Consider the following 26,057-nt stretch of genomic DNA (forward strand, 5'->3'; position numbering starts at 1 on the left):
GGGGGAAGGGGGGAAAAAGCACAAGAGGAGGAGAAAAAAACAAAACAACCCGGCCCCCCCCCCCCCCCCCCCCCCCCCCCCCCCCCCCCCCCCCCCGCCCCGGAGGAGGCAGGTCTGTCGGTTAGGACGTCTCGGCGAGCGTCACGGTTGCCGTCTCGGTCGAACCGTTCCGCTTGAACTCCACCTGGACCCGGTCGCCGACCTTGCCCGACTGGACGGCGCCCACCAGGTCGTTGGAGTCGTTGATCACCTTGTCGCCGAACTTGGTGATCACGTCACCCCGCTGGAGCCCGGCCTTCTCGGCTGCGCTGCCCGGGGTGACCGCGGCGATCATCGCGCCACCGTCCTCGGCGGCGTTCACGCTGACCCCGAGGGACGGGTGGCTGACCTTCTCGCCCCGCTGGAGCTTCTCGGCGACGTCCTTGGCCTTGTTGCTCGGGATGGCGAAGCCGACGCCGATGTTGCCGTTGCTGCCCTGCCCGGCCGTGGCGATCGCGGTGTTGATGCCGATCACCTCGCCCCGGGTGTTGACCAGCGCGCCGCCGGAGTTGCCCGGGTTGATCGGGGCGTCGGTCTGCAGCAGGCCGGAGATCGAGCTGGCGCCCTGCTGCGGGTTCTGCTGCTGGCCGCCCTCGCCCGCCTGGATGGTGCGGTCGCGGGCGCTGAGGATGCCGGCGGTCACCGAGCCCTGCAGGCCGAGCGGGCTGCCCAGGGCGAGCACCTGGTCGCCCACCTGCATGGCGTCGCTGTCGCCGAACTTGGCCGCCTTCAGGCCGCTCACCCCGCTGGCCTTGACCACGCCGAGGTCGGTCTTCGGGTCGGTGCCGACGATCTTCGCCTGGGCGGTCTTGCCGTCGGCGAAGACCACCTTCACGGTGTCGCCGTTGGCGGAGGCGACGACGTGGTTGTTGGTCAGCACGTACCCGTCGGCGCTGAGGATCACCCCGGAGCCCTCACCGCTGTCCGTCATGATCGTGACGATGCTGTCCTGGACGGCGGCCGCGATCTTCGGCAGGTCGGCGCTGTTGATCACCGGAGCCGCCGAGTAGGTACGGGTGACGGTGGTGTGCCCGCCCACCGCGAGCGCGAGGGCGCCGCCGGCCACGCCGGAGCCGAGCATCAGGGCCAGCGCCAGCGCGCCGGCGCCGAGGAACTTCCCGGCCCGGCTCGGCCGGACCGGCTGGGGCTGCGGGCCCCACGGCGGGACCGGCTGGCCGGCCTGGTGCGGCTGCGCGCCCGGGTACGCCTGGTGCGCCTGGTACGGCGGCACCGGGCCGCCGTGCGGCTGGTAGCCGCCCTGGTGCGCCCAGCCGCCCTGCTGCTGGCCCCCGTACCAGGGCTGCTGCGGCTGGTACGGCGGGGCGGACGGGGTCGCCGGCGGCGGCGCGTACGGGTTGCCGGGGTGGGCCGGCGCGGCTTCGCCAGCGGTCGGAGCGGGGGTTCCGGCGGCCGGGGAGTCGGCCGGAACCGGCGCGGCGGCCGGGGTGCTGGCGGTGTCCGGCTGCCCGTCTCCGGTGCGGGGCAGCGGGGCGGTGGAGTCCGACTGCCCGTCTCCGGTGCGGGGCAGCTCGGCGGTGGGGTGCGACGGCTCGGCGTCGGCCGGAGCCGGCGTCCGCTGCGGGTCGGTCTCGTGGTCGGTCATGTTCTACACCTTGCCCCCTGGCACTGCGACCCACCTGGAACCTGCCTGAAGGTTTTCTGAAAGTCACTCCCCGGACTCGGGGCCCTCCGGCAGCAGCGGCAGCTTGACCCGGAAGGTGGCCCCGCCGCCCGGCGTCTCGCCCACCTCGACCGTGCCGTGGTGGGCGGAGACCAGCGCGGCGACGATGGCCAGCCCGAGCCCGGTGCTGGTCGGCCCGCCGGCCCGGCGGGTCCGCGCGGCGTCCACCCGGTAGAACCGCTCGAAGACCCGTTCGGCCTGCTCCGGGGTGAGGCCCGGGCCGGTGTCCGCGACCTCCACCACGGCCAGGTTGCCCGGCTCCACCCGCAGCCGCAGGGTCACCGAGGCCTCCGGTGGGGTGTGGGTGAGCGCGTTGGTCATCAGGTTGCCGATCACCTGCCGCAGCCGGGCGTCGTCGCCGAGCACCACCAGCGGGCCGGCACCGGGCTCGATCTCCAGCTCGATCCGGCGCTCCGGGTCGACCGCGCGGGCCGCCTGGACCGCGTCCGAGGCGAGCACCGGCAGCTCCACCGGGGCCAGGGTGATCGGCCGCTCCCGGTCCATCCGGGCCAGCAGCAGCAGGTCCTCCACCAGCAGCCCCATCCGGGCCGCCTCGTCCTCGATCCGGCGCAGCAGGCCGGCGGTCTGCTCGGGCTGCCGGGCCGCGCCCTGCCGGTAGAGCTCCGCGAAGCCCCGGATGGTGGTCAGCGGGGTACGCAGCTCGTGCGAGGCGTCCGCGATGAACTGGCGCATTCGCTCCTCGGAGCGGCGGGCCCGCGCCTCGGACGCCTGCGCCGCCGCCGCCGCGTCCCGGGCGCCGACCTCCGCGCTGCGGGCCGCCGCCTCCGACGCCGCCCGGGCGGTGAAGGCCGCCTCGATCTGCGCGAGCATCGCGTTCAGCGCGCGGGAGAGCCGGCCCAGCTCGGAGGTCGGGCAGGCCCGCCCCTCCTCGGGGTCGGGCACCCGTCGGCTCAGGTCGCCGCCGGCGATCGCCGCCGCGGTCCGCTCGATCTCCACGAGCGGCTTGAGACTGGTACGCACGATCCCGGCGCCGACCGACGCCAGGATGATCAGCACCGCCCCACCCACGAGCAGGTCGATCCAGACGAGCTGCCGCACTGCCAGGTCCACGTCGTTGAGGTTCTGCCCGACCGCGATGTACTGGTCCGGGCTCACCTGCTTGATCACTACTCGCCAGCGCAGATGCTTGTCCGCTGCGTCCGTGGTGAAGGCGCCCTGGTCGGCGTGCCGCTGGTACCACGCGAACTGGGTGAGCGAGCCGGGCAGGTCGTCCCGGGCGAAGGACTTGTCGTAACGAAGGTCGCCCAGACCCGTGCTCCGATTGGCGATGACCAGCATGTAGTCGGTCGGCAGGGTGTTTCCGGTGTTGTCGACGGGCAACTCCCCTTCGACCTGGTTGAGGTAGGAGTTGAGCTGGTCGTCGGCCCGGCCCACCAGGTAGCTGTGCAGGAAGAACGCGGTGAGGGAGCTGATCACGACCAGTGCCGCCGCCACCAGGGCGAGGACCGAGGCGACCAGCTTGACCCGGAGCGGGATTCCGCGCAGCCAGCCCTTCGCGTTGTGGACGGCGTTCACGCCGCCGGCTTGCGCAGCACGTACCCGACCCCGCGCAGCGTGTGGATCAGCCGCGGCTGGGTGTTGTCGACCTTGCGCCGCAGGTAGGAGATGTACGACTCGACGATGTTGTCGTCGCCCCGGAAGTCGTAGTTCCAGACGTGGTCCAGGATCTGCGCCTTGGAGAGCACCCGGTTGGCGTTGAGCATCAGGTAGCGCAGCAGCTTGAACTCGGTCGGCGAGAGCTGCACCCGCTGGCCGGCCCGGTGCACCTCGTGGGTCTCCTCGTCCAACTCCAGGTCGGCGAAGGTGAGCCGGGAGGGCGCGTGCTCGCCGGTGGCGGTCCGCCGCAGCACCGCCCGGATCCGGGCGGTCAGCTCCTCCAGGCTGAACGGCTTGGTGACGTAGTCGTCGCCGCCCAGGGTCAGCCCGCGGATCTTGTCGTCGGTGGCGTCCCGGGCGGTCAGGAAGACCACCGGCGTACGCGTACCGCCCTCGCGGAGCATCCGGATGACCTCGAAGCCGTCCAGGTCGGGCAGCATCACGTCGAGGACGACCAGGTCGGGCCGGTGGTCCTTGGCGGCGTTCAGCGCCGCGCTGCCGCTCGTCGCGGTGGCGACGTCGAAACCCGCGAAGCGCAGGCTCGCGGAGAGCAGCTCGAGGATGTTCGGATCGTCCTCGACGACGAGCAGTCGGGCCTCGGTCTGGGTAGCCACCATGGCACCCATCATCCGTGCTCTGGCTGCGGCCGGGCTGGGTGGATCCTGGAAACAACCTGTGAGCCGCGCCGGCTCAGCGGAGCAGCCGGCGCAGCCCGTCCAGCGCGCCGTCGAGCAGCCGGATCGCGGTACGCAGCTGGGTGTCGGTGAGCCGACCGGCGCGGACCAGGGCACCGACCTCCACGGTGAACGCGGCGAGCCGCTGGTCGAACTCGGCGAGCAGGGGCGACTCGGCCGCCGCCGTCCGGGCACCGCTGGCGGTGGGCCGGGTCGGCGGCGGCTCCCAGCGGGTCCGGCGGGTCTGCCGGGCCGCCTCACGCAGCTCCCGCTTCAGGTCGCGGACGGAGCCGCGTACCTCGGTCTGGATCTCCCCGGCCAGCGCGGAGAGGTCGGCCACGGAGGCAGTGATGTCGGACTCCAGGGTGGCCAGCTCGTCGGCGCGCTGCCGCAGCTCGGCCCGGCCGCCCTCGGTGATCTCGTAGACCTTGCGGCCGCCGGCGGCGGTGTGGGTGACCAGCCCCTCGGCCTCCAGCCGTTGGAGCCGGGGGTAGATGGTGCCGGCGCTCGGCGCGTACAGGCCGAGGAAGCGGTCCTCCAGCAGCCGGATCAGCTCGTAGCCGTGCTTCGGGCCGTCGTCGAGCAGCTTGAGCAGGTAGAGCCGGAGCCGCCCGTGACTGAACACGGCGGTCACGGCTGCTCCTCCAGGTCGTCGTCGTCCTCGACCGGCCGGGCCAGCAGCGCGATGCTGCCGGAGGTCGCGGACGCCCAGAGCTTACCTGCGCCCGCGCCGAGCACCCCGTGGCTGTCCTTGATCGAGCCGAAGCCGGCGCCGCCGCCGATCTGCGGGAACCCACTGGTGATCCGGCCGGAGGTGGTGTGCAGGTGCACCGCGAGATCGCTGTCCTCGCGGACCCGGACGGTGATGCTGCCGGAGATGGCGGTCAGCCGGATCTCGCTGCCCCGGGGGTTGTCCAGGTCGCAGGTGATCGACCCGGAGACCGCGTGCGCGCGCACCCGCTCGGGCGCGCTGTCGGCGAGGATCAGCTCGCCGGAGACCGTCTCCAGGTTCAGGTCGCCGCCCACGCCGAGCGCCTCCACCGGGCCGGAGGTGACCTTCGCGGTGGTGCGGCCGCGCAGCCCCATCAGGGTGACCTGGCCGGAGGTGACGTCGACGCGGGTGTCCCGGCGGAGGCCGGAGGCGACCAGCGCGCCGTCCACCAGGTGCAGGTCGGCCAGCACGTCGGCCGGTACGGCGATGGACACCTCGGCCCGGAACCGGCGGCCGAGCTGACCGAGCCACCAGAGCACCCCCGGCCACCGCGGCGGCCGTTCGTGGCCGACGCTCAGCCGGCCGTCGCGGTGCTCGACGAGGATCGGCCGGCGGCTGACCCGGGTGACGTCGACCCGGGCCGGGCCGTCCGTACCCACCACGTTGAGCCGGCCGCTGATCATCCGGACGTCCAGCCGGGTAACCGGCCCGTCCAGGGTGAGCTGCTGCGGGCTGTCGACCGTCCAGCTGGTCATGGCGTCCTCCCCTCGGTGACGTGCCGGACGGCACGTCGAGCGACGGGACGAGCATAACGCGATACATCGCGACTGAACAAGACTGTCGCGAGTGTGTCGCGAACGCGACGAACCGGCCCCGCTATCCGCGGCGTAGAGGAAGGTCGCCGCCGCCCTTGGAGCTGACATCACCGCCGACTCAGACAGGTTCACCCCGGCGCGCGGCTTCCCACCCGGCAACCCCCGCTGGTTGGGTCGTCTGTGACGTCAGCTCCCAAGGAGGTCTCCGACGCATTGCCGCCCCGCAGGACGGACGCACCGGCGGGGACGGACGCACCGGCGGGGGCGGGGTGAGGTGGATGGCCGACTCGGCGGCCCGGGCCAGCACCCGCCGGTCCGCCCCGGCGGTCGGGTGCAACGCCCCGGCCACCGCGACCGACACCGTCAGATCCCGGGCACCCAGCACCCGGCGTACGGACTCCCCGAGGGTCTCCTCGCCGAGGAACGCGGCGAGCGTGGTGCGGTCGCCGGCGTACCGGTAACCCAGGCGCAGCGGGACGACCGGCGCGCCGGCGTCCACCGCCGCCTGGAACATGGCCGGACGGAACCCCCGGGCGGGCCGGCACCCGGCCGCCGCACCGCACCAGGTGGTGCCCTCCGGGAAGACCGCCACCGCGTGGCCGGCGCGCAGCGCGGCGGCCACCCGCCCGACCGTGGTCGGCAGTTCCCGCGGCCGGGAGCGGTCGACGAAGACGGTGCCGGCCACGGCGGCGAGGACGCCCAGCACGGGCCAGCCCCGCACCTCTCGCTTGGCCACCATCCGGGCCGGCGCCACCGCGAGCACCGCGAGGACGTCCAGCCAGGAGACGTGGTTGGCGACGAGCAGGGCCCGGCGGCGGGGCAGCCGGCCGCGGACCGTCAGGCGTACGCCGAACGCCCGCAGCGTGCCCCGGGCCCAGACCCCGAGCGCGGCCCGCCGGTCCGCGGCGGGCAGCACCGGCAGGACCGCGCCCAGCCCGACGCCGACCAGCAGCATCCCGGCCACCCCGAGCAGTCGCCCCGCCCGACGGGCCGGGGACACCGCCGCGCCGGCGGGGCCGGGCAGGCACCGCGGACCGCACCCCGAGGTGGGCCGCCACAGCTCAGCGGTGCTCACGACGGCTCCCCGCCGAGGAAGTGCCGCAGGTAGCGGGGGTTCAGCCGGTCCAGCGAGAAGAGCACGTAGAAGTCGGCGCAGCCGAAGTCCGGGTCGTACGCCGGTTCCCCGCAGACCCAGGCGCCGAGCCGCAGGTAGCCGCGGAGCAGCGGCGGGACCAGCGCGCGGCGCGCGGCCGGGTCCGCGGCGGCGGGCGCCTCGGCGAACCACGGCCGGCGGGGCGTCACCCGCAGCGGCGGCGGCGCCAGGTGCCGGGCGGTGACCTGCGCCCACACCTCGGCCACCGCCGTCCCGCCGTCGGCCACCGGCACCGAGGCGCAGCCGCCGAGCCAGCGCGACCCGCGCAGGTGCAGGTAGCGGGTGATGCCGGCCCACATCAGGTTGATCACGGCGCCCGAGCGGTGGTCCGGATGCACGCAGGAGCGGCCCGCCTCGACCAGGTCGTCGCGGAGCGGGGCCAGCGCGGTCAGGTCGAACTCGCCGTCCGAGTAGCGGCGGTCGGTACGCCCCGGCGGGAGCAGCCGGTACGTGCCGACCACCTCGTCGGTGCCCTCCCGCAGCACCACCAGGTGGTCGCAGTGGGCGTCGAACTCGTCGGCGTCGAGCCCGGCGGCGGCCGGGGCCAGCGTGGCGCCGAGCTCCGTGGCGAACACCTCGTGACGCAGGCGTTGCGCGGCCGCGACCAGGGTGGGGTCGTCGGCGATCAGCAGGGTGTATCCGCTGGTCGTGAGGGGTGCGCCAGCGGCGTGCAGAACGGCCATGGGATCTGTGTAGGGGGCGTGGGTTGCCGCCCCCGGTGACCGGGAGCGTCGATCCGGTGAACGCCGACCGACACTCCGTCCCCGCACTCGCCCGGGTGGGGGTGCCGGAAGCGGGCGTGGCAGGCTGCGGAGAAACAGGGCGGGGAGGATTGCATGATCATCGAGTCGCGGTTCCACGGGCCGGCCGGGTCGGGCAACGGCGGGTGGAGCGCCGGCGTGTTCGCGGCGGCGGTGGACAACCGGGGCCCGGTCGAGGTCACCCTCCGCAAGCCACCCCCGCTGGAGGCCCCGCTGACCGTGGTCGACGGCGAGGTCCGCGACCCGGACGGCCAGGTGATCGCCCAGGTACGCCGGGTCGACGGGTTCACCGCCGTGGTGCCGCCGGTGGACCGGCCGACCGCCGAGGCCGCCGCGAAGGCGTACCCGGGGCTGGTGGAGCACCCCTTCCCCGGCTGCTACGTCTGCGGCCCGGAGAACCCCGACGGACTGCGGATCTTCCCCGGCCGGCTGCCGGACGGGCGGACCGCCGCGCCGTTCCGCGCCCCGGCCGAGGTGGTGCCGGCGACGGTCTGGGCCGCGCTCGACTGCCCCGGCGGCTGGGCGGTGATCGCCCCCGGCCGGCCGTACGTCCTGGGTCGGATCGCCGCGGTGGTCCGGGCGCTGCCGCGTCCCGGCGACGAGTGCGTGGTGACCGGCGCGATGGTCGGCGGCGAGGGGCGCAAGGCCGAGGTCCACTCCAGCCTCTACGGGCCGGACGGCGAGCTGCTCGGATACGCCCGGGCCACCTGGATCGCGCTGCCGGCGGCCTGATCTCTCCTCCCTCAGGATGACCGCCTCCTGCCCAAGCGGGAGGAGGACCTACGCGTCCCGCCTGATTGACCCGCTTGCGCGCGGTTGCCAGGCTGTGCCACGGCGCCCCCGCAACGGCGTCCCCATCGGCGCGTCCGCGCGCTGTGGCAGGAGAGGAGAACGATGTCCGACGGGCAGTGGAGCCCCAGCGCCGGGACCGGCCAGATCGTGGTGTCCGGACTGACGAAGCAGTACAAGAACGTCCGGGCGGTCGACAATCTGTCCTTCACCGTCCAACCCGGCCGGGTGACCGGCTTCCTCGGCCCGAACGGCGCCGGCAAGACGACCACCCTGCGCATGCTGCTCAACCTGGTCACCCCGACGGCCGGTGGGGCCACCATCGGCGGCCACCGGTACGCCGACCTGGCCGACCCGCTGCGCTCGGTGGGCGCGGTGCTGGAGGCGTCCAGCGCGCACAAGGGCCGCACCGGGATCAACCACCTGCGGGTGATCTGCGCGGCCGCCGGGCTGCCCCGGCAGCGGGCCGACGAGGCGCTCGCACTGGTCGGGCTCACCCCGGCGGCGAAGCGCAAGTTCAAGGGCTACTCGCTGGGCATGAAGCAGCGGCTCGGCATCGCCGCCGCGATGCTCGGCAACCCGCAGGTGCTCATCCTCGACGAGCCGGCCAACGGCCTGGACCCGGAGGGGATCCGCTGGATGCGCGGCTTCCTCAAGGGCCTGGCCGCGGAGGGCCGGACGGTGCTGGTCTCCAGCCACCTGCTCTCCGAGATGCAGCTGCTCGCCGACGACGTGGTGATCATCGCGGCCGGCCGGCTGGTCCGGCAGGGACCGGTGGACCAGGTGATCGGGTCGATGGCGCACGGCGGGCGGGTGCGGGTGCGCACCCCGCAGGCCGAGGAGCTGACCGTGGCGCTGCGCGAGCAGTCGGCCACGGTGGCCGCCGACGGGCACGGCGCGCTACTGGTGACCGGGGTGGACGCCCCGACGGTGGGTCGGGTGGCGCTGGCCGCCAAGGTGGAGCTGCACGAGCTGACCACCGAGCGTCCCGACCTGGAGGGGGTCTTCCTCGAACTGACGGCCGGAAAGGCGGAGATCCGATGAACCTGGTCCGGTCCGAGCTGCTCAAGATCCGTACCACCGCCACCTGGTGGCTGTTCGGCATCGGGGCGCTGGTCACCCTGGCGCTGGCGTTCCTGGTCAACGCCATCAACGCGAACTTCAGCCTGACCGGCGGGCAGGACCTGGAGGGCGTCTCGCCCGAGCAGGCCGAGACGATCCGGGCCACCGCGAACGAGGTCTACCAGGCGGCCAACCTGTTCACCTCGGGGCAGTACTTCGGCCTGCTCTTCGTGCTGCTGCTGGGCATCCTGGTGGTGACCAACGAGTTCTACCACCAGACCGCGACCACCACGTTCCTCACCACGCCCCGGCGGACCATGGTGGTGGGCGCGAAGCTGGTCACCGCCGCGATCTTCGGGGCGGTGCTCTGGCTGATCACCACCCTGCTGACCGTGCCGGCGACGCTGATCTTCTTCGGCGTCAAGGGCTGGGACGCGCACTTCGGCACCTGGGACGTCACCCGGGCGCTCCTGCTCAACCTGCTCGCGTACGTGCTGTGGGGGATCCTCGGCGTCGGCTTCGGCGTGCTGATCCGCAGCCAGATCGGCGCCACCATCACGGCCGTCGTGCTCTACCTGGTCGGCACCACCGCCGCGAACCTGGTCTTCTTCCTCCTGCAGCAGTGGCTGAAGCAGGACTGGATCAGCAAGCTCGCGGTCGTCGTGCCGTCCACCGCGTCGCAGCTGATGATCAGCGGCACCGAGCTGCCCGGCAACCCGCCGCAGTGGGTGGGCGCGGCCGTGCTGATCGGGTACGCGGCGGTCACCGCCGCGATCGGCACCGCCATCATGCGGCGGCGCGACATCGCCTGAACCGCCCGTCCCGACCCGGCCCCGGCCGGTGGCCACCCGTCACCGACCGGGGCCGAGCGTCGCCTAGCAAAGACCGGCTCGCCACGCTGGGTTTGCCGAACTTCTGGCATCTTCTGTGAAACGGACCACCAGCCGGAGGCGAGAATGCCTGCGCCATTCGTACGGCGTAGCCTGGGACCCGTCTCCCGCGTGTCCCTATTCGGGCACAGGGTGACACCGCGTGACATTACGAACCCGCGTGAAAGAGGCGATTAGCGGCCGTGTCGACCCAGCAGACTTCGCAGGAGAACCCACTGGCGGGTTTCGGCCCGAATGAGTGGATCGTCGAGGAGATGTACCAGCGCTATCTCGCCGACCCCTCGAGCGTCGACTCGGCCTGGCACGATTTCTTCGCCGACTACCGACCCGCCCCCGGCGCCGCGACTCCGCGCCCGGACGGCCAGGCCAAGCCGGCCGCCAAGCCCGAGCCCGCCGAGCAGCAGGAGGCGGTCACCACCGTCACCCAGCAGCCGGCCGCCAAGCCCGCCGCGGCCAAGCCCGCCCCCGCCCCGGCCAAGCCCGCCGCCAAGCCGGCGGAGAAGCCGGCCGCCAAGGCCGCCGCCCCGGCGAAGCCGGCCGCCAAGGCCCCGGCCGTGAGCGCCGCGGGCACCACCCCGCTGCGCGGGATCGCCGCGAAGATCGTCCAGAACATGGACGCCTCGCTCTCCGTGCCGACCGCGACCAGCGTCCGCGCGGTGCCGGCGAAGCTGCTGGTCGACAACCGCATCGTGATCAACAACCACCTGACCCGCGGTCGCGGCGGCAAGGTGAGCTTCACCCACCTCATCGGCTACGCGATGGTCCGGGCGCTGGTGGAGCACCCGGAGATGAACAACTCCTACGCCGAGGTCGACGGCAAGCCGGCGATGGTCCGCCCGGAGCACGTCAACCTGGGCATCGCGATCGACCTGGCCAAGCCAGATGGCTCCCGCAACCTGGTGGTGCCCTCCATCAAGGCCTGCGAGCAGATGGACTTCCGGCAGTTCTGGCAGGCGTACGAGGACGTGGTCCGGCGCGCCCGCCGCAACGAGCTGACCATGGAGGACTACGCCGGCACCACCATCTCGCTGACCAACCCGGGCGGCATCGGCACGGTCCACTCGATCCCGCGCCTGATGCAGGGCCAGAGCGCCATCATCGGCGTCGGCGCGATGGAATACCCGGCGCCGTACCAGGGCATGAGCGAGGCGACCCTGGCCGAGCTGGCGGTCAGCAAGATCATCACGCTGACCAGCACGTACGACCACCGGATCATCCAGGGCGCGCAGTCCGGCGAGTTCCTGAAGGTGATGCACGAGCTGCTGCTCGGCGAGCGCGGCTTCTACGACCAGGTCTTCACCTCGCTGCGCCTCCCGTACGAGCCGGTGCGCTGGGTGCAGGACGTGGCCGTCGACTCCGAGGGCCAGATCAACAAGACCGCGCGGGTGCACGAGCTGATCCACGCGTACCGGGTGCGCGGCCACCTGATGGCCGACACCGACCCGCTGGAGTTCAAGATCCGCAAGCACCCCGACCTGGACGTCCTCCAGCACGGGCTGACCCTGTGGGACCTGGACCGGGTCTTCCCGGTGAACGGCTTCGCCGGCAAGCAGCGGATGAAGCTGCGCTCGATCCTCGGCGTGCTGCGCGACTCGTACTGCCGCCGGCTGGGCATCGAGTACATGCACATCCAGGACCCGGAGGAGCGGCGCTGGCTCCAGGAACGGGTCGAGCGCAAGTACGAGAAGCCGACCACGGACGAGCAGAAGCACGTGCTCAACCGACTCAACGCCGCCGAGGCGTTCGAGACCTTCCTGCAGACCAAGTACGTCGGCCAGAAGCGGTTCTCGCTGGAGGGCGGCGAGTCGCTGATCCCGCTGCTCGGCGAGGTGCTCGAGTCCTCCGCCGAGGCCGGGCTCGACGAGGTCGTGATCGGCATGGCCCACCGCGGCCGGCTCAACGTGCTGGCCAACATCGTCGGCAAGCCGTACGAGAAGATCTTCTCCGAGTTCGAGGGTCACCTCGACCCGCGCTCCACCCAGGGCTCGGGCGACGTGAAGTACCACCTCGGCCAGAACGGCAAGTTCACCACCCCGGACGGCGAGCACGCGGTCAAGGTGTCGGTGGTGGCGAACCCGTCGCACCTGGAGGCCGTGGACCCGGTGCTGGAGGGCATCGTCCGGGCCAAGCAGGACCGGATCGACCTCAAGCTGGAGGGCTACACCGTGCTGCCGCTGGCGGTGCACGGTGACGCCGCCTTCGCCGGCCAGGGCGTGGTCGCCGAGACGCTGAACCTGTCCCAGCTGCGCGGCTACCGCACCGGCGGCACCGTGCACGTGGTGGTCAACAACCAGGTCGGCTTCACCACCGCCCCGGAGTACAGCCGGTCCAGCCTCTACAGCACCGACGTGGCCCGGATGATCCAGGCGCCGATCTTCCACGTGAACGGCGACGACCCCGAGGCCGTCGTGCGGGTGGCCCGGCTCGCCTTCGAGTACCGGCAGGCGTTCAACAAGGACGTCGTGATCGACATGGTCTGCTACCGCCGGCGCGGGCACAACGAGGGCGACGACCCGTCGATGTCCAACCCGGAGATGTACAAGATCATCGACTCGAAGCGGTCGGTCCGGAAGCTCTACACCGAGGAGCTCATCGGGCGGGGTGACATCACCGTGGAGGACGCGGAGGAGCTGCTGCGCGACTACCAGTCGCAGCTGGAGCGGGTCTTCAAGGCCACCCGGGACGCCGCCACCACGCCGCGCCAGCTCAGCCGGCCGCCGCGGGTCGCGGAGCCGGACCCGCTGGTCGAGACCGCGACCGACGCGGCCGTGGTCAAGGCGATCGGCGAGGCGCACGTCAACCTGCCGGAGGGCTTCACCCCGCACAAGCGGATCCAGCAGCTGCTCGACCGGCGGGCGAAGATGTCCGTCGAGGGCAACATCGACTGGGGTTACGGCGAGATCATCGCGTTCGGCTCGCTGCTGCACGACGGGATCACCGTCCGGCTCGCCGGCCAGGACTCCCGCCGCGGCACCTTCGTGCAGCGGCACGCCTCGATCGTCGACGCCAAGACCGGCGACGACTACCTGCCGCTGAAGTCGCTCACCGGCGACGGCGAGCGGTCCCGCTTCTTCGTGCACGACTCGCTGCTCAGCGAGTACGCCGCGATGGGCTTCGAGTACGGCTACTCGGTGGAGAACGTCAACGCGCTGGTGGCCTGGGAGGCCCAGTTCGGCGACTTCGTCAACGGCGCCCAGTCGGTGATCGACGAGTTCATCTCGTCCGGCGAGGTGAAGTGGGGCCAGCGCTCCGCGGTCACCCTGCTGCTGCCGCACGGCCACGAGGGCCAGGGTCCGGACCACACCTCCGGCCGCCCGGAGCGGTTCCTCCAGCTCTGCGCCGAGGACAACATGCGGGTGGCCATCCCGACCACCCCGGCGAACTACTTCCACCTGCTGCGCCGCCAGGCCCTGTCGCCCAAGCGCAAGCCGCTGGTGGTGTTCACGCCGAAGTCGCTGCTGCGGCACAAGCTCTGCGTGTCGCCGGTGGAGGACTTCACCACGGGCACCTTCCAGCCGGTCCTGGCCGACCCCGCCGCCCCGGCACCGGAGCAGGTGAAGCGGGTGCTGCTCTGCTCGGGCAAGGTCTACTACGACCTGTTCCAGGCCCGGCAGGAGCGGGGCGTCACCGACACCGCGATCATCCGGATGGAGCAGCTCTACCCGCTGCCCGTCGAGGAGGTCCGGGCGGCGCTGGCGCAGTACCCGAACGCCGAGGACTTCGCCTGGGTCCAGGAGGAGCCGGCCAACCAGGGCGCCTGGTCGTTCGTCGCGCTCAACCTGCTGGAGCACCTGCCCGAGGTCCGGCTGCGCCGCATCTCCCGCCCGGCCGCCGCCGCCCCGTCGGTCGGCTCGGCGAAGATGCACGAGGTCGAGCAGACCGCGCTGCTCGAGGCGGCTCTCCCCCGCCCGTGACCTGACCGCACCGCGAACGCCGGGGCAGCGACCGTACGACGGCCGCTGCCCCGGCCTCGTGTGGCGGCCCCCGTTTCCTGAGAGGACGAACCGTGTACTTCACCGACCGTGGCATCGAGGAGCTGGTCGAGCGCCGGGGCGAGGAGCAGGTCAGCCTGGAGTGGCTGGGCGAGCGGCTGCGCGACTTCGTCGACCTGAACCCGGAGTTCGAGACACCGATCGAGCGCTTCGCCACCTGGCTGGCCCGGCTCGACGACGAGGACGACGAGTGACCGTCTGACGTCGTCCGCCGGGCGGACCGGGCTCGCCGGCCACCCGGCCGGGTGTTCAGCCCGTCGCGCCCGAGCCGGACCCGGCTACGACCCGCTCAGCCATGGCGCGCGCCCAGACCGCGTCGAGGTCCGCCCCGGGCGGAAACCGGCCGGCCAGTTCCAGGTCGACCAGCCCGTGTGCCAGACCCCAGAGCGCGCGCGCGGCGATCAGGTCACCACCGGTCACCCGGAGCAGCGGTGCCGCGGCGGCCGTCTCCACGCCGGGTGCGAGGCGCTCGCGCGCCAGCGGCAGTCGGGTGGCGATCTCGTACAGCCGGGGATGCCGGAGCGCCCAGGCGCGGTACGCGGCGGCGAGCGACGGCAGGTCCGGCGCCGCCTCCAGGGCCGCGGCGAGCCGCTGCAGCGCCCGCTGCTGGAGGGCGGCCTCGATCTCGGGCTTTCCCGCGACGTGCTTGTACAACGAGGGCGCCTGGATGCCCAGTTCGTCGGCGAGCCGGCGCATCGTGACGGCCTCCGGCCCGGCGCGCTCCAGCAGGCGTTCGGCCACGTCGACGATCTCCTCGCGGCGGGTCACCGGCGCGGCTCCGCCACCCAGCCGCGGCAGAGCACGAAGGCCAGGACGAGCAACACCGACAGGGCACCGTCCCAGGCCAGGATGGTGCCGGTCCCCTCGATCGCAGGGTTCCGCGTGTAGACCAGCGCGGTCACCGTCATGGCCAGCTTGTGGAAGATGACCAGCGGCCACACCCCCCGGTAACCCCGGGGACGCACGGCCAGCAGGGCGAAGAGTCCGGCGAAGACCACGAAGCCGTACGCCCGCCACGTCTCGACCACCGTGACGGTCGGCTCGGCGTCGGCGACAGCGCCGTACGCCCCCAGTGCCGCCGCCAGCGCTCCAGCCGCCGCCAGCCAGAGCAGCCCCCGGCCGAACCCGTCCCGGACGCGCCCGCCCTCGGTCGTCGCAAGTCGGGTCTCCATGATCGTTTCTCCGGTCGCCACCGCACCGCCCCTGTTCTGGCTAACGTTGTTAGCCAGAACAGTAGCTAACAGTGTTAGCCGGGTCAAGGGTGCGCTCGGGCCCTCCGCCCACACGCTCCCTCGCGCCGGGGGTACCGGCCACCGCGTCCCCTGGGGAGAATCAGCAGGACCCGTCAGCCGGAGCGACCGGCTCGTCGGCGTGGCGCACCAGGTCGCCGCCGCCGGGCTCTTCGTGCTCCTGGCGGTCTTCTGCCTCTTCCTCTTCGCCCGTCCCGACCGGGCCGGCGTGCCACCGCGCCCGTCGGCCGTCCGGTTCTACCGGATCTGCGGCGGGCTCATCCTGCTGGCGATCCTGCTCGCCCTGGCCAGCACCCAGCTACCCGCGGACGTGCGAGGAGCGACGCACTCTTCCGGGCCGCCGGGCCCGGGCCCAAGGACCCGGGCGAGGCGCACCGCGATCTTGTAGCGTGAGGTCGTGGCGCGCAGCGTGTACCTGACCAGCGTGGGGTCGGGCGGAGGCAAGTCGACCGTCGCGCTCGGGCTGGCCGAGCTGCTGTCCCGGCAGGTCGAGCGGATCGGCGCGTTCCGGCCGCTGGTGGCGGGCCGGGGACCGGACCCGATCCTCGCCCTGCTCACCGAGCGCTACCGGGTGGAGCTGCCCCTCGACGAGCTGCACGGCTGCACGTACGCCGAGGCCACCGCCCTGGTCGCCGACGGCCGGCGGGAGGAGTTGATCTCCCGGATCGTGGCCCGCTACCGGGAGGTCGAGCGGCGCTGCCCGGCGGTGGTCGTGGTGGGCAGCGACTTCGCCGACGGGGACGGCGCCGGGCCACGCGAGCTGGCCTTCAACGCCCGGCTGGCGACCGAGTTCAGCAGCGTGGTGGTGCCCGTCGTCGACGGCTTCGGCCAGGAGCCGGAGACGATCGCGGCGGCGGTCCGCGGGGCGTACCACGACCTGGAGGACCTGGGGGCGACGGTGGTGGCGGTAGTCGCCAACCGGGTGCCGGGGCCGATGACCCTGCCGGAGCTGCCCGTCCCGGCGTACGTGATCCCCGAGGTGCCGGCCGTGTCGGCGCCGACGGTGGCCGAGGTGGCGGCGGCGCTCGGCGCCACCCTGCTCGCCGGAGACCAGACGGCGCTGGACCGGGACGTGCTCGACTACGTGGTGGGCGCGGCGCACGTACCCACCCTGCTCGACCACTTCACCGACGGGGCGCTGGTGATCACCCCGGGCGACCGGGCCGACCTGCTGGTGGCGGCCGGCGCCGCGCACGTGGCCGGGCAGGTCTCCCTGGCCGGGCTGGTGCTCACCCTCGGCGAACAGCCCGACCCGCGGGCGATGCGGCTGTTCGAGAAGCTGAACACCGGGCTGGCGGTCCTCTCGGTGACCAGCGACAGCTACGACACGGTCGAGGCGTCCAGCCGGATCGAGGGCCGGCCCAGCGCGGCGAACCCGCGCAAGGTGGAGGCGGCGCTCGGCGCCTTCGAACGCTGCGTGGACACCGTCGACCTGGCCCGCCGGCTGCGGGTCAGCCGGTCGGCGCGGGTCACCCCGCTGATGTTCGAGAACGACCTGATCGACCGGGCCCGGGCGCAGCGCCGCCGGCTGGTGCTGCCCGAGGGTACGGAGGAGCGCATCCTGCGGGCGGCGGAGATCCTGCTGCGCCGGGGCGTGGTCGATCTGACCCTGCTCGGCCGCCACGACGACATCGCCCGGCGGACCCGGGAGCTGGGCATCGACGTCGGCGACGCCCAGGTGGTCGACCCGGTCACCAGCCAGTGGCGGGACGAGTTCGCCACCGAATACGCGAAGCTGCGCGCGCACCGGGGCGTCACGGTCGAGCTGGCGCACGACATCGTGGCGCAGCCCAACTACTTCGGCACCATGATGGTGCAGACCGGCCGGGCGGACGGCATGGTCTCCGGGGCCACCCACACCACGGCGGCCACCATCCGGCCGGCGTTCGAGATCATCCGCACCGTGCCGGGCGTCTCGATCGCCTCCAGCGTCTTCTTCATGCTGCTCGCCGACCGGGTGCTGGTCTACGGCGACTGCGCGGTCAACCCGGACCCGGACGCGGCCCAGCTCGCCGACATCGCCATCTCCTCGGCCGACACGGCGGCCCGGTTCGGCATCGAGCCGCGGGTGGCGATGCTGTCGTACTCGACCGGCGGCTCCGGCTTCGGCGCGGACGTGGAGAAGGTCGCGGCGGCCACCGAACTGGTCCGCGAACGCCGGCCGGAGCTGCTGGTGGAGGGCCCGATCCAGTACGACGCGGCGATCGACCCGGAGGTCGCGGCCACCAAGCTGCCGGAGAGCCCGGTGGCCGGGCGGGCCACGGTGTTCATCTTCCCGGACCTGAACACCGGCAACAACACGTACAAGGCGGTGCAGCGCTCCGCCGGCGCGGTCGCGGTGGGCCCGGTCATGCAGGGCCTGCGCCGGCCGGTCAACGACCTGTCCCGGGGCGCCACCGTGCCGGACATCGTCAACACCGTGGCGATCACCGCCATCCAGGCCGCCGCCGGAGAGTCCTCATGAGCCGCATCCTCGTCCTCAACTGCGGGTCCTCGTCGGTCAAGTACCGGCTGTACGACGGCGACGAGGTCCGCGACAAGGGCACCGTCGAGCGGGTCGGCGAGCCGGGCGGCGGCCCGGCCGACCACGAGACCGCGGTACGGGAGATCATCGAGCGGCTCGACCTGACCGGGCTGGCCGGGGTCGGGCACCGGGTGGTGCACGGTGGCCGGAAGTTCAGTGAGCCCGTGCTCCTCGACGACGCCGTGATCGCCTCGATCGAGGACCTCGTGCCGCTGGCCCCGCTGCACAACCCGGCGAACCTGGCCGGCATCCGGGTGGCCCGGGAGGCGCTGCCCGACACCCCGCAGGTCGCCATCTTCGACACGGCGTTCCACCACACGCTCCCCGAGGCCGCCGCCACGTACGCGATCGACCGGGAGACCGCCGAGCGGTACGGCATCCGACGGTACGGCTTCCACGGCACCTCGCACGCGTACGTCTCGCGCCGCACGGCGGAACTGCTGGACCGGCCGTACGCGGAGCTGAACACGATCACCCTGCACCTGGGCAACGGGGCGAGCGCCTGCGCGGTCCGGGGCGGCCGGAGCGTGGCCACCTCGATGGGCATGTCCCCGCTGGAGGGCCTGGTGATGGGCACCCGCAGCGGCGACCTCGATCCGACGGTCATCTTCCACCTGCGCCGGGAGGCCGGGATGACCGTGGACGACATCGACGACCTGCTCAACCACCGCAGCGGGCTGCTCGGCCTGACCGGGGTCAACGACATGCGCGAGGTGCTGGCCCGCCGGGACGTCGGCGACCCGGCCGCCGCGCTCGCCTTCGACGTCTACTGCCGCCGGATCACCCGGTACGTGGGCGGGTACTACGCGCTGCTCGGCCGGGTCGACGCGGTCACCTTCACGGCCGGCGTCGGCGAGCACGCCGCACCGGTCCGCGCGGCGTCGCTGGCCGGCCTGGAGCGGCTCGGGATCGCCGTCGACCCGGACCGCAACGCCGGCAGCGGGGACCGCGTGATCTCCCCCGCCGGGGCCGAGGTCACGGTCTGCGTGATCAGCACCGACGAGGAACTCGAGATCGCCCGGGAGACCCGGGACGTGCTGCGGTCCCGCGCCTGAGGGTCACGCCCCGACCGGTCTCCGTAGGCGGGCACAGGGGTGTCCACCGCCTACGAACTTGATGTCGAAGACGATTCACCGGCTGGTCCGACCCGGCGGACGCCTGGGCCGCGAGCGCTGCCGCACCGCCTCACGGCAGCGATCCATCCACGACATCAAGTTCGTAGCAACGAAGAGGTCTTCCGGCCGGGCGCCGCGCGGCTCCCCGGCTCAGGGCCGCGCTCCCCGGTCCAGACCGTTTCAGCCCAGGGCGAGCCAGGCCACCAGGACGACCAGCACGACGGCGACGCCGATGCCGGCGATCAGCGGCAGCCGGGACGGCACCGGCGCGGGGCCGGAATCAGGCGCGTCGACGAAGGCACGGAACTGGGCGGTGTTGCCGCTCGGGTCGGTGTAGTTCTCAGCCATGCGGGTGACCCTAGCGAAGCGGATCCACCCGCAGCGTCCCGCCGGGCCGGTGCCGGAAACCCGGTCCGGCCGGTGGAGGTGCCGGCCGACCGGGTGGGGGCGGCAACCGGTCCGGACGGCGGAGCCCGACCCCCTGCGCACCACTCACGCCTGCTCGGCGCACCGGAGCCGATCAAGGCACGCGGACGAGCCGAGCGGCGGCTAGGGTCGGCCGCGTGGACGGGCTGACGGGACGGCAACTGGCCGCGATCGGCGAGGTACGGGAGCTGGCCGAGCGGGCGGGGATCGGCGTCTGGCTGCGCGGCGGGTGGGCGATGGACTTCCACCTCGGCGAGGTGACCCGGCCGCACGTGGACGTCGACTGGTACTGCTGGCGGCGGGACGCCGGGCCGCTGGCCGCCCTGCTCGGCCGGCACGGCTGGCGACCGGACCCCCGGATGCCGGTCGAGCAGCAGCTCGACCTGCTCCGCGCCGACGTGGAGCTGAGCTTCGCCTACCTGGACCGGGACGCCGGGGGCCGCGTGGTGGTCGGGGCCGGACCCTGGGCCGGCACTCCGCTGCCCGAAGGGCTGCTGGACGCCCCGCCGGGCCGGCTCGGACCGCTCACCGCCCCGGTGATAAGCGTCCCGGCGCAGATCGAGTTCAAGGAGATGTACCCGGTGTGGATGCCGGACCGGCCCCGCCGCCCGAAGGACGCGGACGACCTGGCCCGGCTCCGGGCAAGCCTTGACCCCGGCCCGCCGCGCTGAGTCAGCCCGCCGGGAGCCGCCCGCCGGGCCGGGAAGCCGCCAGCGAGCCGCCGCGCCACCGGCCGCGCCCCACGGTCCCGATCCGCGCACCGCCGGCCGATGTCGGGCCGGCCGTCCGCGAACCCGAGGCACAATCGTCTTCATGTTCCGACGCCGTGCCGCCCTGGTCACCGCCGCCCTGCTCAGCGCGGGTCTGGCCGGCTGCTCCGGCGGCGCGGCGCCGACCGCGCGGCCGGCCCCCGACGCCCCGCCGAAGGCGGCCACGCCCGCGCCGCGGGTGCCCGCCGGGCACGCCCCCACGAAGAGCTTCGCGGTCGGCGTACGCCAGCTGAAGCTGAACCGCGGCGGCGACCGCCCCCTGCCGGTGACCGTCTGGTACCCGGCCCGGGGCGCGGCCGGCGGTGAGCCGGAGCGGTCCGCGCCAGCCGCCACCGGGCGGTTCCCGGTGGTGATGTTCAGCCACGGGCTGGGCGCCCGGCCGACGGACTACCAGGTGCTGCTGAGTCGCTGGGCGGCGGCCGGGTTCGTGGTGGCCGCCCCGACGTTCCCGCACACCGGCGCCGGCGGCGACGGCAACCCGCTCGACGTGCTCAACCAGCCGGCCGACGTGTCGTACGCGCTGACCCAGGTGCTCGCCCTCGACGGGAAGGCGGGCGACCCGCTGCGCGGGCACCTGGACCCGGACCGGGTGGCGGCGGCCGGGCACAGCGCGGGCGGGGTGACCACCATCGGGCTCTTCACCGCCGGGCGGGACGGGCGGCTGGACGCCGGGATCGTCTTCGCCGGTACCGCGCTCGGCGTCGGCACCGGCTTCGCCGGGGCGGCCGCGCCGCAGCTCTTCGTGCACGGCGAGGCGGACGAGGTGGTCAGCTACGCCGCCGGCAAGGCGGTCTACGACGCGGTGCCCTGGCCGAAGGCGATGCTCAGCCTGCCCAAGGGGGACCACGGCCGGGCGCTGCTCAGCGACGGGAAGGCGCTGCGGGTGGTGGCCGACACCACCGTCGAGTTCCTCCGCTGGACGCTCTACGGCGACGCGGCGGCGAAGAGCCGGCTCCCCGCCGACGCCGCCCGGGGCGGCCTCGCCACCCTCGACGACCACCTCTGACCCGCCTCCGCGCGCCCTCCGTCCCGGGCCGAGCGCCAGCGGTGAGAGGGTCAGGCGGTGTGGTCGATGACGACCTTGCCGAAGACGTCGCCGGAGGCGAGGCGGGCGAACGCCTCCTCGATCCGGCTGAACGGCACCACGCTGTCCACCACCGGGCGCACCTCGTGCTCGGCGCAGAACGCGAGCAGCTGGGTGAGCTCGTCCGGGGTGCCCATCGAGGTGCCCAGGATCTCCAGCTGCATGGCGAAGACCCGGCGCAGGTTGACCTTGGGTTCGTACCCGGCGGTGGCGCCGGAGACCACGATCCGGGCCATCGGGGCGGCCGACTTCAGCGAGTGGTCGAAGGTCGCCGCGCCGACCGTCTCGATCACCACGTCGACCCGCTCGGGCAGCCGGGCGCCGGGTTCCAGCGCGGTCGCCCCCAGCTCGCTGATCCGCTCCCGCTTGGCGGCGTCGCGGCTGGTCGCGTACACCCGCTTGCCGAGCGCGACGCCGAGCGCGACGGCCGCGGTGGCCACGCCCCCACCGGCGCCCTGGACCAGCACCGACTCGCCCTCGTCCACCCGGCCCTTGGTGGTGAGCATCCGCCACGCGGTGAGCCAGGCCGTGGGCAGGCAGGCCGCGTCGGCGGGCGACAGGCCGTCCGGCAGCGGCAGCAGGTTCATCCGGGGTACGGCCACCCGCTCGGCGAAGGTGCCCGGGAAGTGCTCGGAGAGAATGGAGACCCCGCGCGGGTCGCCCGGGGTCGGCACCACCGGGTAGATGACCACCTCGTTGCCGTCCGGATCGGTGCCGACCGCGTCACAGCCGAGGATCATCGGGAGCTGGTCGGCGGCGAGGCCCACCCCGCGCAGCGACCAGAGGTCGTGGTGGTTGAGCGAGCTGGCCCGTACCTGCACGGTGACCCAGTCGTCCTGCGGGTGGGCCGGCTCGGGGCGGTCGCCGACGGTGAGCGCGGCGAGCGGGTTGTCGGCGTCGAAGGCCGAGGCATAGGCGGCACGCATGATCGGCACCGTAACAAGCTGAGCGTCCGTTAAGAAGGGGCCCTTCTTGTGCAAACCCCAATAAGAAGGGCCCCTTCCCCCGATTCAGCGACGGGCGACCCCGTCGCGGCGGGCGGCCTCGGCGACCGCCTCCGCCACCGCCGGGGCGACCCGCGGGTCCAGCGGGGAGGGCACGATCGCCTCGGCGGTCAGCGACTCGGCGACCACGTTGGCGATGGCGTCGGCGGCGGCCACCTTCATTCCGTCGGTGATGCGGGTGGCCCGGGCGTCCAGCGCGCCCCGGAACACGCCGGGGAAGGCGAGCACGTTGTTGATCTGGTTCGGGTAGTCGCTGCGGCCGGTGGCGACCACCGCGACGTGCCGGGCGGCCACCTCGGGATGCACCTCGGGGGTGGGGTTGGCCAGCGCGAAGACGATCCCGCCGGGGGCCATCCCGGCCACCGCCGCCTCGGGGATCTGCCCGCCGGAGACGCCGACCAGCACGTCCGCGTCGCGCAGCGCCTCGGTGATGTCGCCCTGCCGGCCCTCGGCGTTGGTGGTCGCGGCCAGCTCGGCCTTGGTCCCGGTCAGCTCGCGGTGCCGGCCGATGATGCCCTTCGAGTCGCAGACCACCACCTGGTCGGGGTTCACCCCGCCTGCGACCAGCATCTTCGTCACCGCGACGCCGGCCGCGCCGGCCCCGCTGACCGCCACCCGCAGGTCGCCGAGCTTGCGGTTGAGCAGGGTCGCCGCGTTGCGCAGCGCGGCCAGCACCACGATCGCGGTGCCGTGCTGGTCGTCGTGGAAGACCGGGATGGACAGCGCCTCGTCCAGTCGCCGCTCCACCTCGAAGCAGCGCGGCGCGCTGATGTCCTCCAGGTTGATCCCGCCGAACGACGGAGCGAGCGCCTTCACCGTCGCGACGATCTCGTCCACGTCCTGGGTGTCCAGGCAGACAGGTACGGCGTCCACGCCCGCGAACTGCTTGAACAGCACCGCCTTGCCCTCCATCACCGGCAGCGCCGCGCGCGGGCCGATGTTGCCCAGGCCGAGTACGGCGGAGCCGTCGGTGACCACGGCGACGGTGTGCGACACCCAGGTGTAGTCGTCGGCGAGGTCGGGGTCGGCGGCGATCGCCTCGCATACCCGGGCAACCCCCGGGGTGTACGCGAGGGAGAGGTCCTCCCGGCTGGTGAGCGGGACGGTCGAGGCGACCGCCATCTTGCCCCCGAGGTGCAGCCGGAAGACGGGATCAGCGAGGTCCGGGGTGGACGAAGACATGGTGACTCCAGGATCTGTCGAGCAGACGGACCGGCCGGCTCGGCGCGCGATGGTCTGCGGCCAGCGGGGCGGCGGTGCGGGGGGTCACCCGGGCACTTTCCGAGCATAGTCACGCGCTCGGCGCTGGGATGTGAGCGGGGTCATATCCGCCCGTGCCGCGTTCCACCTTTGACGCGACCTGGACGCGGCCAGTACCGGACCACCACCCGACCCCGGACGTCGGCCACCCCGTACGCCCGGGAGTCGTCGGTGACCAGGTCGTTGTCGCCGCGTACCCACCAGCCGCCGTCCTGCGGACGGACCGCGCGCTTGACCACGAGCAGGTCGGGACGGCTGCGGAAGACGGCGACCACCACATCCCCCGGGCGCACCGCCCGCCCGCCGGTACGCACCAGCACCGCGTCGCCGTGCCGCAGCGTCGGGACCATGGACGGGCCGGTGACCAGCACGGCCGCCAGCGGGCCGCGCAGCACCGGCGCGGCGGGTCCGTTCACGGCACGCACCGGGGTTTCACCTCTCGCCCGCCGGGGAGCATGTCCAGGAGTAATGTCGTCTCCGATCATCGCAAACATCCCATGGAGGACCCTGATGCGCCTTCCCCGCATCCTCACGCCGCGTGTGACCGTCAGCGCCCACTGCGACCTTCCGTGCGGCGTGTACGACCCGGCGCAGGCCCGGATCGAGGCCGAGTCGGTCAAAATGATCTGCGAGAAGTACCAGTCGAACACCGACCCGGAGTTCCGCACCCGGGCGATCCTGATCAAGGAGCAGCGCGCCGAGCTGGTCAAGCACCACCTCTGGGTGCTCTGGACCGACTACTTCAAGCCGGCTCACTTCGAGAAGTACCCGCACCTGCACCAGCTCTTCAACGAGGCCACCAAGCTGGCCGGCGCGGCCGGCGCCAAGGGCGCGACCGACCCGGCCAAGGCCGACGAGCTGCTCTCGAAGATCGACGAGATCTCGAAGATCTTCTGGGAGACCAAGCAGGCGTGAGCCTGACCGACCCGGCACCGACGATCCGGCCGGCGCGTCCCGCGGACGTGCCGGCCGTCGTCGCGATGGTGCACGAACTCGCCGAGTACGAGAAGGCCCCCGAGCAGTGCCACCTCACCGAGGAGCAGCTGACCGCCGCGCTCTTCGGCCCCGAGCCGGCGCTCTTCGGGCACGTCGCCGTGGACGCGACGGACCAGCCGCTCGGCTTCGCCCTCTGGTTCCTCAACTTCTCCACCTGGGAGGGCGCGCACGGCATCTACCTGGAGGACCTGTACGTCCGACCGGCCGCCCGGGGCACCGGTGCGGGTCGCCGACTGCTCGCCACCCTCGCCGCGACCTGCGTCGAGCGTGGCTACCGGCGGCTGGACTGGTGGATGCTCAACTGGAACCCGGCGGCCCGCTTCTACGCCGCGATCGGCGCCACCCCGATGGACGAGTGGGTGCCGTACCGGCTCACCGGGGCGGCGCTGCACGACCTCGCCGCGCAGGCGACGGGCGCGCCCACCCAACCGACCGCCTGACCGGGTAGAGTCCCGCACCGGGGGGATGAGGCGTGACTCAACTGACCGGCCGGCCGACGATCGACGACGACGTCGTGCACCTCACCGTGCCCGCCGACGGCGGCTACCTCGGCGTGCTCCGCACCGCCACGGCCGGCCTCGCGGCCCGGCTCCAGTTCGCCCTCGACGAGATCGAGGACCTGCGCATCGCGGTCGACGAGGCCTGCGCGATGCTGCTCGCCATCGCCACCCGCAACGCCGAGCTGGAGTGCCGGTTCACGGTGACCGACGACGCGCTGACGGTCGAGGTGACCGTGCCGACCGTCCGGGGCGCGACGCTCCCCGCCGAGTCGTCCTTCGCCTGGAAGGTGCTCACCGCGCTCACCACCGCGGCTTCGGCGCGGGCCGCCGACGGCCGCGCCACCATCTCGCTGCTCACCCGCCGCGCCTCCGGCTACTGATCCGCCGCCGGCCGGTGACGCCGGCCCGGCCGGGCGTGTCGCAGGCTCGGGCAGCGGGTTGCGGCAGACCGGCGCACCGCCGGCCCGGGGAGGCGCGACTTGCGGCATACCGAGTCGATCAAGCCGGTTGCCCGTGGCCGGTCGGGCCGACGGAGGATCAGCGGAAGCCGAGGGCGCGGTTGGTGGGTGCGCTGACCAGGAGGCCGACCACGCCGAGGCCGAGCGTCATCAGCGGCAGGCCCAGCCAGCCCAGCCCGCCCTGGAGCATGTACCAGCCGACCGGCAGCAGCATGAGCTGAAGCACAATGGCCGGAGCGCGCCCGCCGGCCCGCCGCCGGGCCAGCGTGCCACCGAGGGCCCAGAGCGCCGCCGCCCCGGCGACCGCGAACGCCGTCACCAGCAGCGCCGAAACCAGATCGTGGGTGGAGGCGGTCAGGTCGGACCAGATCAGCCACACCGCGACCAGGCCGAGCGCCACCGCCTCGGCACGCAGCAGGCGCACCGCCCAGTGGAGCGTGGCGGGCAGCGGGTCGGAGTCGATCGTCACGGCGTCACGATACCCG

26 protein-coding genes and 1 pseudogene are annotated in these 26,057 nt (G+C 73.3%); 13 read left to right on the forward strand and 14 right to left on the reverse strand.

The features are described 5' to 3' along the window. Positions 1–121: 121 nt before the first annotated feature. The 7 genes and pseudogenes from ACZ6S5_RS21495 to ACZ6S5_RS21525 all read right to left on the reverse strand — a co-directional run bounded on the left by ACZ6S5_RS21495 (position 122) and on the right by ACZ6S5_RS21525 (position 7,374). The gene (locus ACZ6S5_RS21495; RefSeq protein ID WP_466003003.1) at positions 122–1,642 is read right to left on the reverse strand and encodes a S1C family serine protease; all 1,521 of its coding nucleotides are present in this window, start codon (positions 1,640–1,642) and stop codon (positions 122–124) included. Positions 1,643–1,705: 63 nt separating this feature from the next. Beyond that, positions 1,706–2,818: pseudogene (locus tag ACZ6S5_RS21500) on the reverse strand (HAMP domain-containing sensor histidine kinase); the annotation flags it as partial. A gap of 434 nt (positions 2,819–3,252) precedes the next feature. Further along, on the reverse strand, positions 3,253–3,954 hold the full coding sequence (locus tag ACZ6S5_RS21505) for a response regulator transcription factor (RefSeq protein ID WP_046571468.1): 702 nt from the start codon (positions 3,952–3,954) through the stop codon (positions 3,253–3,255). Between the two features lie 73 nt (positions 3,955–4,027). Further along, positions 4,028–4,645, reverse strand: a complete 618-nt coding sequence (locus ACZ6S5_RS21510; RefSeq protein ID WP_466003005.1) for a PadR family transcriptional regulator — start codon at positions 4,643–4,645, stop codon at positions 4,028–4,030. Then, on the reverse strand, positions 4,642–5,478 hold the full coding sequence (locus ACZ6S5_RS21515; protein ID WP_466003006.1) for a DUF4097 family beta strand repeat-containing protein: 837 nt from the start codon (positions 5,476–5,478) through the stop codon (positions 4,642–4,644). The genes ACZ6S5_RS21510 and ACZ6S5_RS21515 overlap by 4 nt, the downstream gene beginning before the upstream one ends. A gap of 178 nt (positions 5,479–5,656) precedes the next feature. Further along, complete coding sequence (locus ACZ6S5_RS21520; protein WP_466003008.1) at positions 5,657–6,613, reverse strand: lysophospholipid acyltransferase family protein; 957 nt, start codon at positions 6,611–6,613, stop codon at positions 5,657–5,659. Further along, positions 6,610–7,374 carry a GNAT family N-acetyltransferase gene (locus ACZ6S5_RS21525; protein ID WP_466003010.1) on the reverse strand — a complete coding sequence of 255 codons (765 nt, stop codon included), beginning with the start codon at positions 7,372–7,374 and terminating at the stop codon, positions 6,610–6,612. Before ACZ6S5_RS21525 ends, ACZ6S5_RS21520 begins: the two co-directional genes overlap by 4 nt. Positions 7,375–7,527: 153 nt before the next feature. On the opposite strand from ACZ6S5_RS21525, the gene ACZ6S5_RS21530 reads away from it, so the two are divergent. The 5 genes from ACZ6S5_RS21530 to ACZ6S5_RS21550 all read left to right on the forward strand — a co-directional run bounded on the left by ACZ6S5_RS21530 (position 7,528) and on the right by ACZ6S5_RS21550 (position 14,379). Beyond that, the gene (locus ACZ6S5_RS21530; protein WP_466003012.1) at positions 7,528–8,184 is read left to right on the forward strand and encodes a hypothetical protein; all 657 of its coding nucleotides are present in this window, start codon (positions 7,528–7,530) and stop codon (positions 8,182–8,184) included. A gap of 162 nt (positions 8,185–8,346) precedes the next feature. Then, positions 8,347–9,285 (forward strand): ABC transporter ATP-binding protein, encoded by a 939-nt coding sequence (locus ACZ6S5_RS21535; RefSeq protein ID WP_466003014.1) that lies wholly within the window; start codon positions 8,347–8,349, stop codon positions 9,283–9,285. Beyond that, a complete protein-coding gene (locus tag ACZ6S5_RS21540) occupies positions 9,282–10,115 on the forward strand; it encodes an ABC transporter permease (RefSeq protein WP_466003015.1) in 834 nt (277 codons plus the stop codon). The genes ACZ6S5_RS21535 and ACZ6S5_RS21540 overlap by 4 nt, the downstream gene beginning before the upstream one ends. Positions 10,116–10,375: 260 nt before the next feature. Further along, positions 10,376–14,107 carry a multifunctional oxoglutarate decarboxylase/oxoglutarate dehydrogenase thiamine pyrophosphate-binding subunit/dihydrolipoyllysine-residue succinyltransferase subunit gene (locus tag ACZ6S5_RS21545; protein WP_466003017.1) on the forward strand — a complete coding sequence of 1,244 codons (3,732 nt, stop codon included), beginning with the start codon at positions 10,376–10,378 and terminating at the stop codon, positions 14,105–14,107. A 92-nt stretch (positions 14,108–14,199) separates the two neighbouring features. Continuing rightward, entirely contained in the window at positions 14,200–14,379 is a 180-nt protein-coding gene (locus tag ACZ6S5_RS21550; RefSeq protein WP_091124467.1) for a DUF6104 family protein, read from the forward strand. Positions 14,380–14,434: 55 nt separating this feature from the next. Here the strand turns inward: ACZ6S5_RS21550 and ACZ6S5_RS21555 are convergent, their stop codons facing one another. Next, positions 14,435–14,953: a TetR/AcrR family transcriptional regulator gene (locus tag ACZ6S5_RS21555; protein WP_466003020.1), complete on the reverse strand. Its 519-nt coding sequence runs from the start codon at positions 14,951–14,953 to the stop codon at positions 14,435–14,437. Further along, positions 14,950–15,357 carry a hypothetical protein gene (locus tag ACZ6S5_RS21560; protein WP_466003022.1) on the reverse strand — a complete coding sequence of 136 codons (408 nt, stop codon included), beginning with the start codon at positions 15,355–15,357 and terminating at the stop codon, positions 14,950–14,952. The genes ACZ6S5_RS21555 and ACZ6S5_RS21560 overlap by 4 nt, the downstream gene beginning before the upstream one ends. A 199-nt stretch (positions 15,358–15,556) precedes the next feature. Between ACZ6S5_RS21560 and ACZ6S5_RS21565 the strand changes: the two genes are divergently transcribed. From ACZ6S5_RS21565 to ACZ6S5_RS21575, 3 genes are read left to right on the forward strand one after another with little or no spacing between them, the layout of a single operon-like run. Beyond that, positions 15,557–15,823, forward strand: coding sequence for a hypothetical protein (locus ACZ6S5_RS21565; protein WP_466003024.1), 267 nt, complete (start codon positions 15,557–15,559; stop codon positions 15,821–15,823). Between the two features lie 9 nt (positions 15,824–15,832). Next, positions 15,833–17,899, forward strand: a complete 2,067-nt coding sequence (gene pta / locus ACZ6S5_RS21570) for a phosphate acetyltransferase (RefSeq protein WP_466003026.1) — start codon at positions 15,833–15,835, stop codon at positions 17,897–17,899. After that, positions 17,896–19,014 (forward strand): acetate/propionate family kinase, encoded by a 1,119-nt coding sequence (locus ACZ6S5_RS21575; protein WP_466003028.1) that lies wholly within the window; start codon positions 17,896–17,898, stop codon positions 19,012–19,014. The genes pta and ACZ6S5_RS21575 overlap by 4 nt, the downstream gene beginning before the upstream one ends. A gap of 240 nt (positions 19,015–19,254) precedes the next feature. On the opposite strand, the gene ACZ6S5_RS21580 is transcribed toward ACZ6S5_RS21575, so the two are convergent. Continuing rightward, a complete protein-coding gene (locus ACZ6S5_RS21580; RefSeq protein WP_466003030.1) occupies positions 19,255–19,422 on the reverse strand; it encodes a hypothetical protein in 168 nt (55 codons plus the stop codon). A 215-nt stretch (positions 19,423–19,637) separates the two neighbouring features. Between ACZ6S5_RS21580 and ACZ6S5_RS21585 the strand changes: the two genes are divergently transcribed. Then, positions 19,638–20,171: a nucleotidyltransferase domain-containing protein gene (locus tag ACZ6S5_RS21585; protein ID WP_466003031.1), complete on the forward strand. Its 534-nt coding sequence runs from the start codon at positions 19,638–19,640 to the stop codon at positions 20,169–20,171. A gap of 142 nt (positions 20,172–20,313) precedes the next feature. Continuing rightward, complete coding sequence (locus ACZ6S5_RS21590; RefSeq protein WP_466003033.1) at positions 20,314–21,276, forward strand: alpha/beta hydrolase family protein; 963 nt, start codon at positions 20,314–20,316, stop codon at positions 21,274–21,276. 50 nt (positions 21,277–21,326) lie between these two features. Here the strand turns inward: ACZ6S5_RS21590 and ACZ6S5_RS21595 are convergent, their stop codons facing one another. The 3 genes from ACZ6S5_RS21595 to ACZ6S5_RS21605 all read right to left on the reverse strand — a co-directional run bounded on the left by ACZ6S5_RS21595 (position 21,327) and on the right by ACZ6S5_RS21605 (position 24,043). Beyond that, entirely contained in the window at positions 21,327–22,289 is a 963-nt protein-coding gene (locus tag ACZ6S5_RS21595; RefSeq protein ID WP_466003034.1) for a zinc-binding dehydrogenase, read from the reverse strand. Between the two features lie 75 nt (positions 22,290–22,364). Beyond that, complete coding sequence (locus tag ACZ6S5_RS21600; protein WP_466003035.1) at positions 22,365–23,540, reverse strand: NAD(P)-dependent malic enzyme; 1,176 nt, start codon at positions 23,538–23,540, stop codon at positions 22,365–22,367. Between the two features lie 140 nt (positions 23,541–23,680). Next, a complete protein-coding gene (locus ACZ6S5_RS21605) occupies positions 23,681–24,043 on the reverse strand; it encodes a S24/S26 family peptidase (RefSeq protein WP_466003036.1) in 363 nt (120 codons plus the stop codon). A gap of 85 nt (positions 24,044–24,128) precedes the next feature. Between ACZ6S5_RS21605 and sodN the strand changes: the two genes are divergently transcribed. The 3 genes from sodN to ACZ6S5_RS21620 all read left to right on the forward strand — a co-directional run bounded on the left by sodN (position 24,129) and on the right by ACZ6S5_RS21620 (position 25,494). Further along, the gene (sodN, locus tag ACZ6S5_RS21610) at positions 24,129–24,533 is read left to right on the forward strand and encodes a superoxide dismutase, Ni (protein WP_412821295.1); all 405 of its coding nucleotides are present in this window, start codon (positions 24,129–24,131) and stop codon (positions 24,531–24,533) included. Positions 24,534–24,598: 65 nt separating this feature from the next. Further along, positions 24,599–25,054 (forward strand): GNAT family N-acetyltransferase, encoded by a 456-nt coding sequence (locus tag ACZ6S5_RS21615; protein WP_466003082.1) that lies wholly within the window; start codon positions 24,599–24,601, stop codon positions 25,052–25,054. 32 nt (positions 25,055–25,086) lie between these two features. Then, positions 25,087–25,494: an ATP-binding protein gene (locus ACZ6S5_RS21620; RefSeq protein ID WP_466003038.1), complete on the forward strand. Its 408-nt coding sequence runs from the start codon at positions 25,087–25,089 to the stop codon at positions 25,492–25,494. A gap of 157 nt (positions 25,495–25,651) precedes the next feature. Here the strand turns inward: ACZ6S5_RS21620 and ACZ6S5_RS21625 are convergent, their stop codons facing one another. Next, positions 25,652–26,041, reverse strand: a complete 390-nt coding sequence (locus tag ACZ6S5_RS21625) for a hypothetical protein (protein WP_466003040.1) — start codon at positions 26,039–26,041, stop codon at positions 25,652–25,654. Positions 26,042–26,057 lie beyond the last annotated feature (16 nt).

The sequence above is a fragment of the Micromonospora sp. NPDC051924 genome (assembly GCF_055586005.1).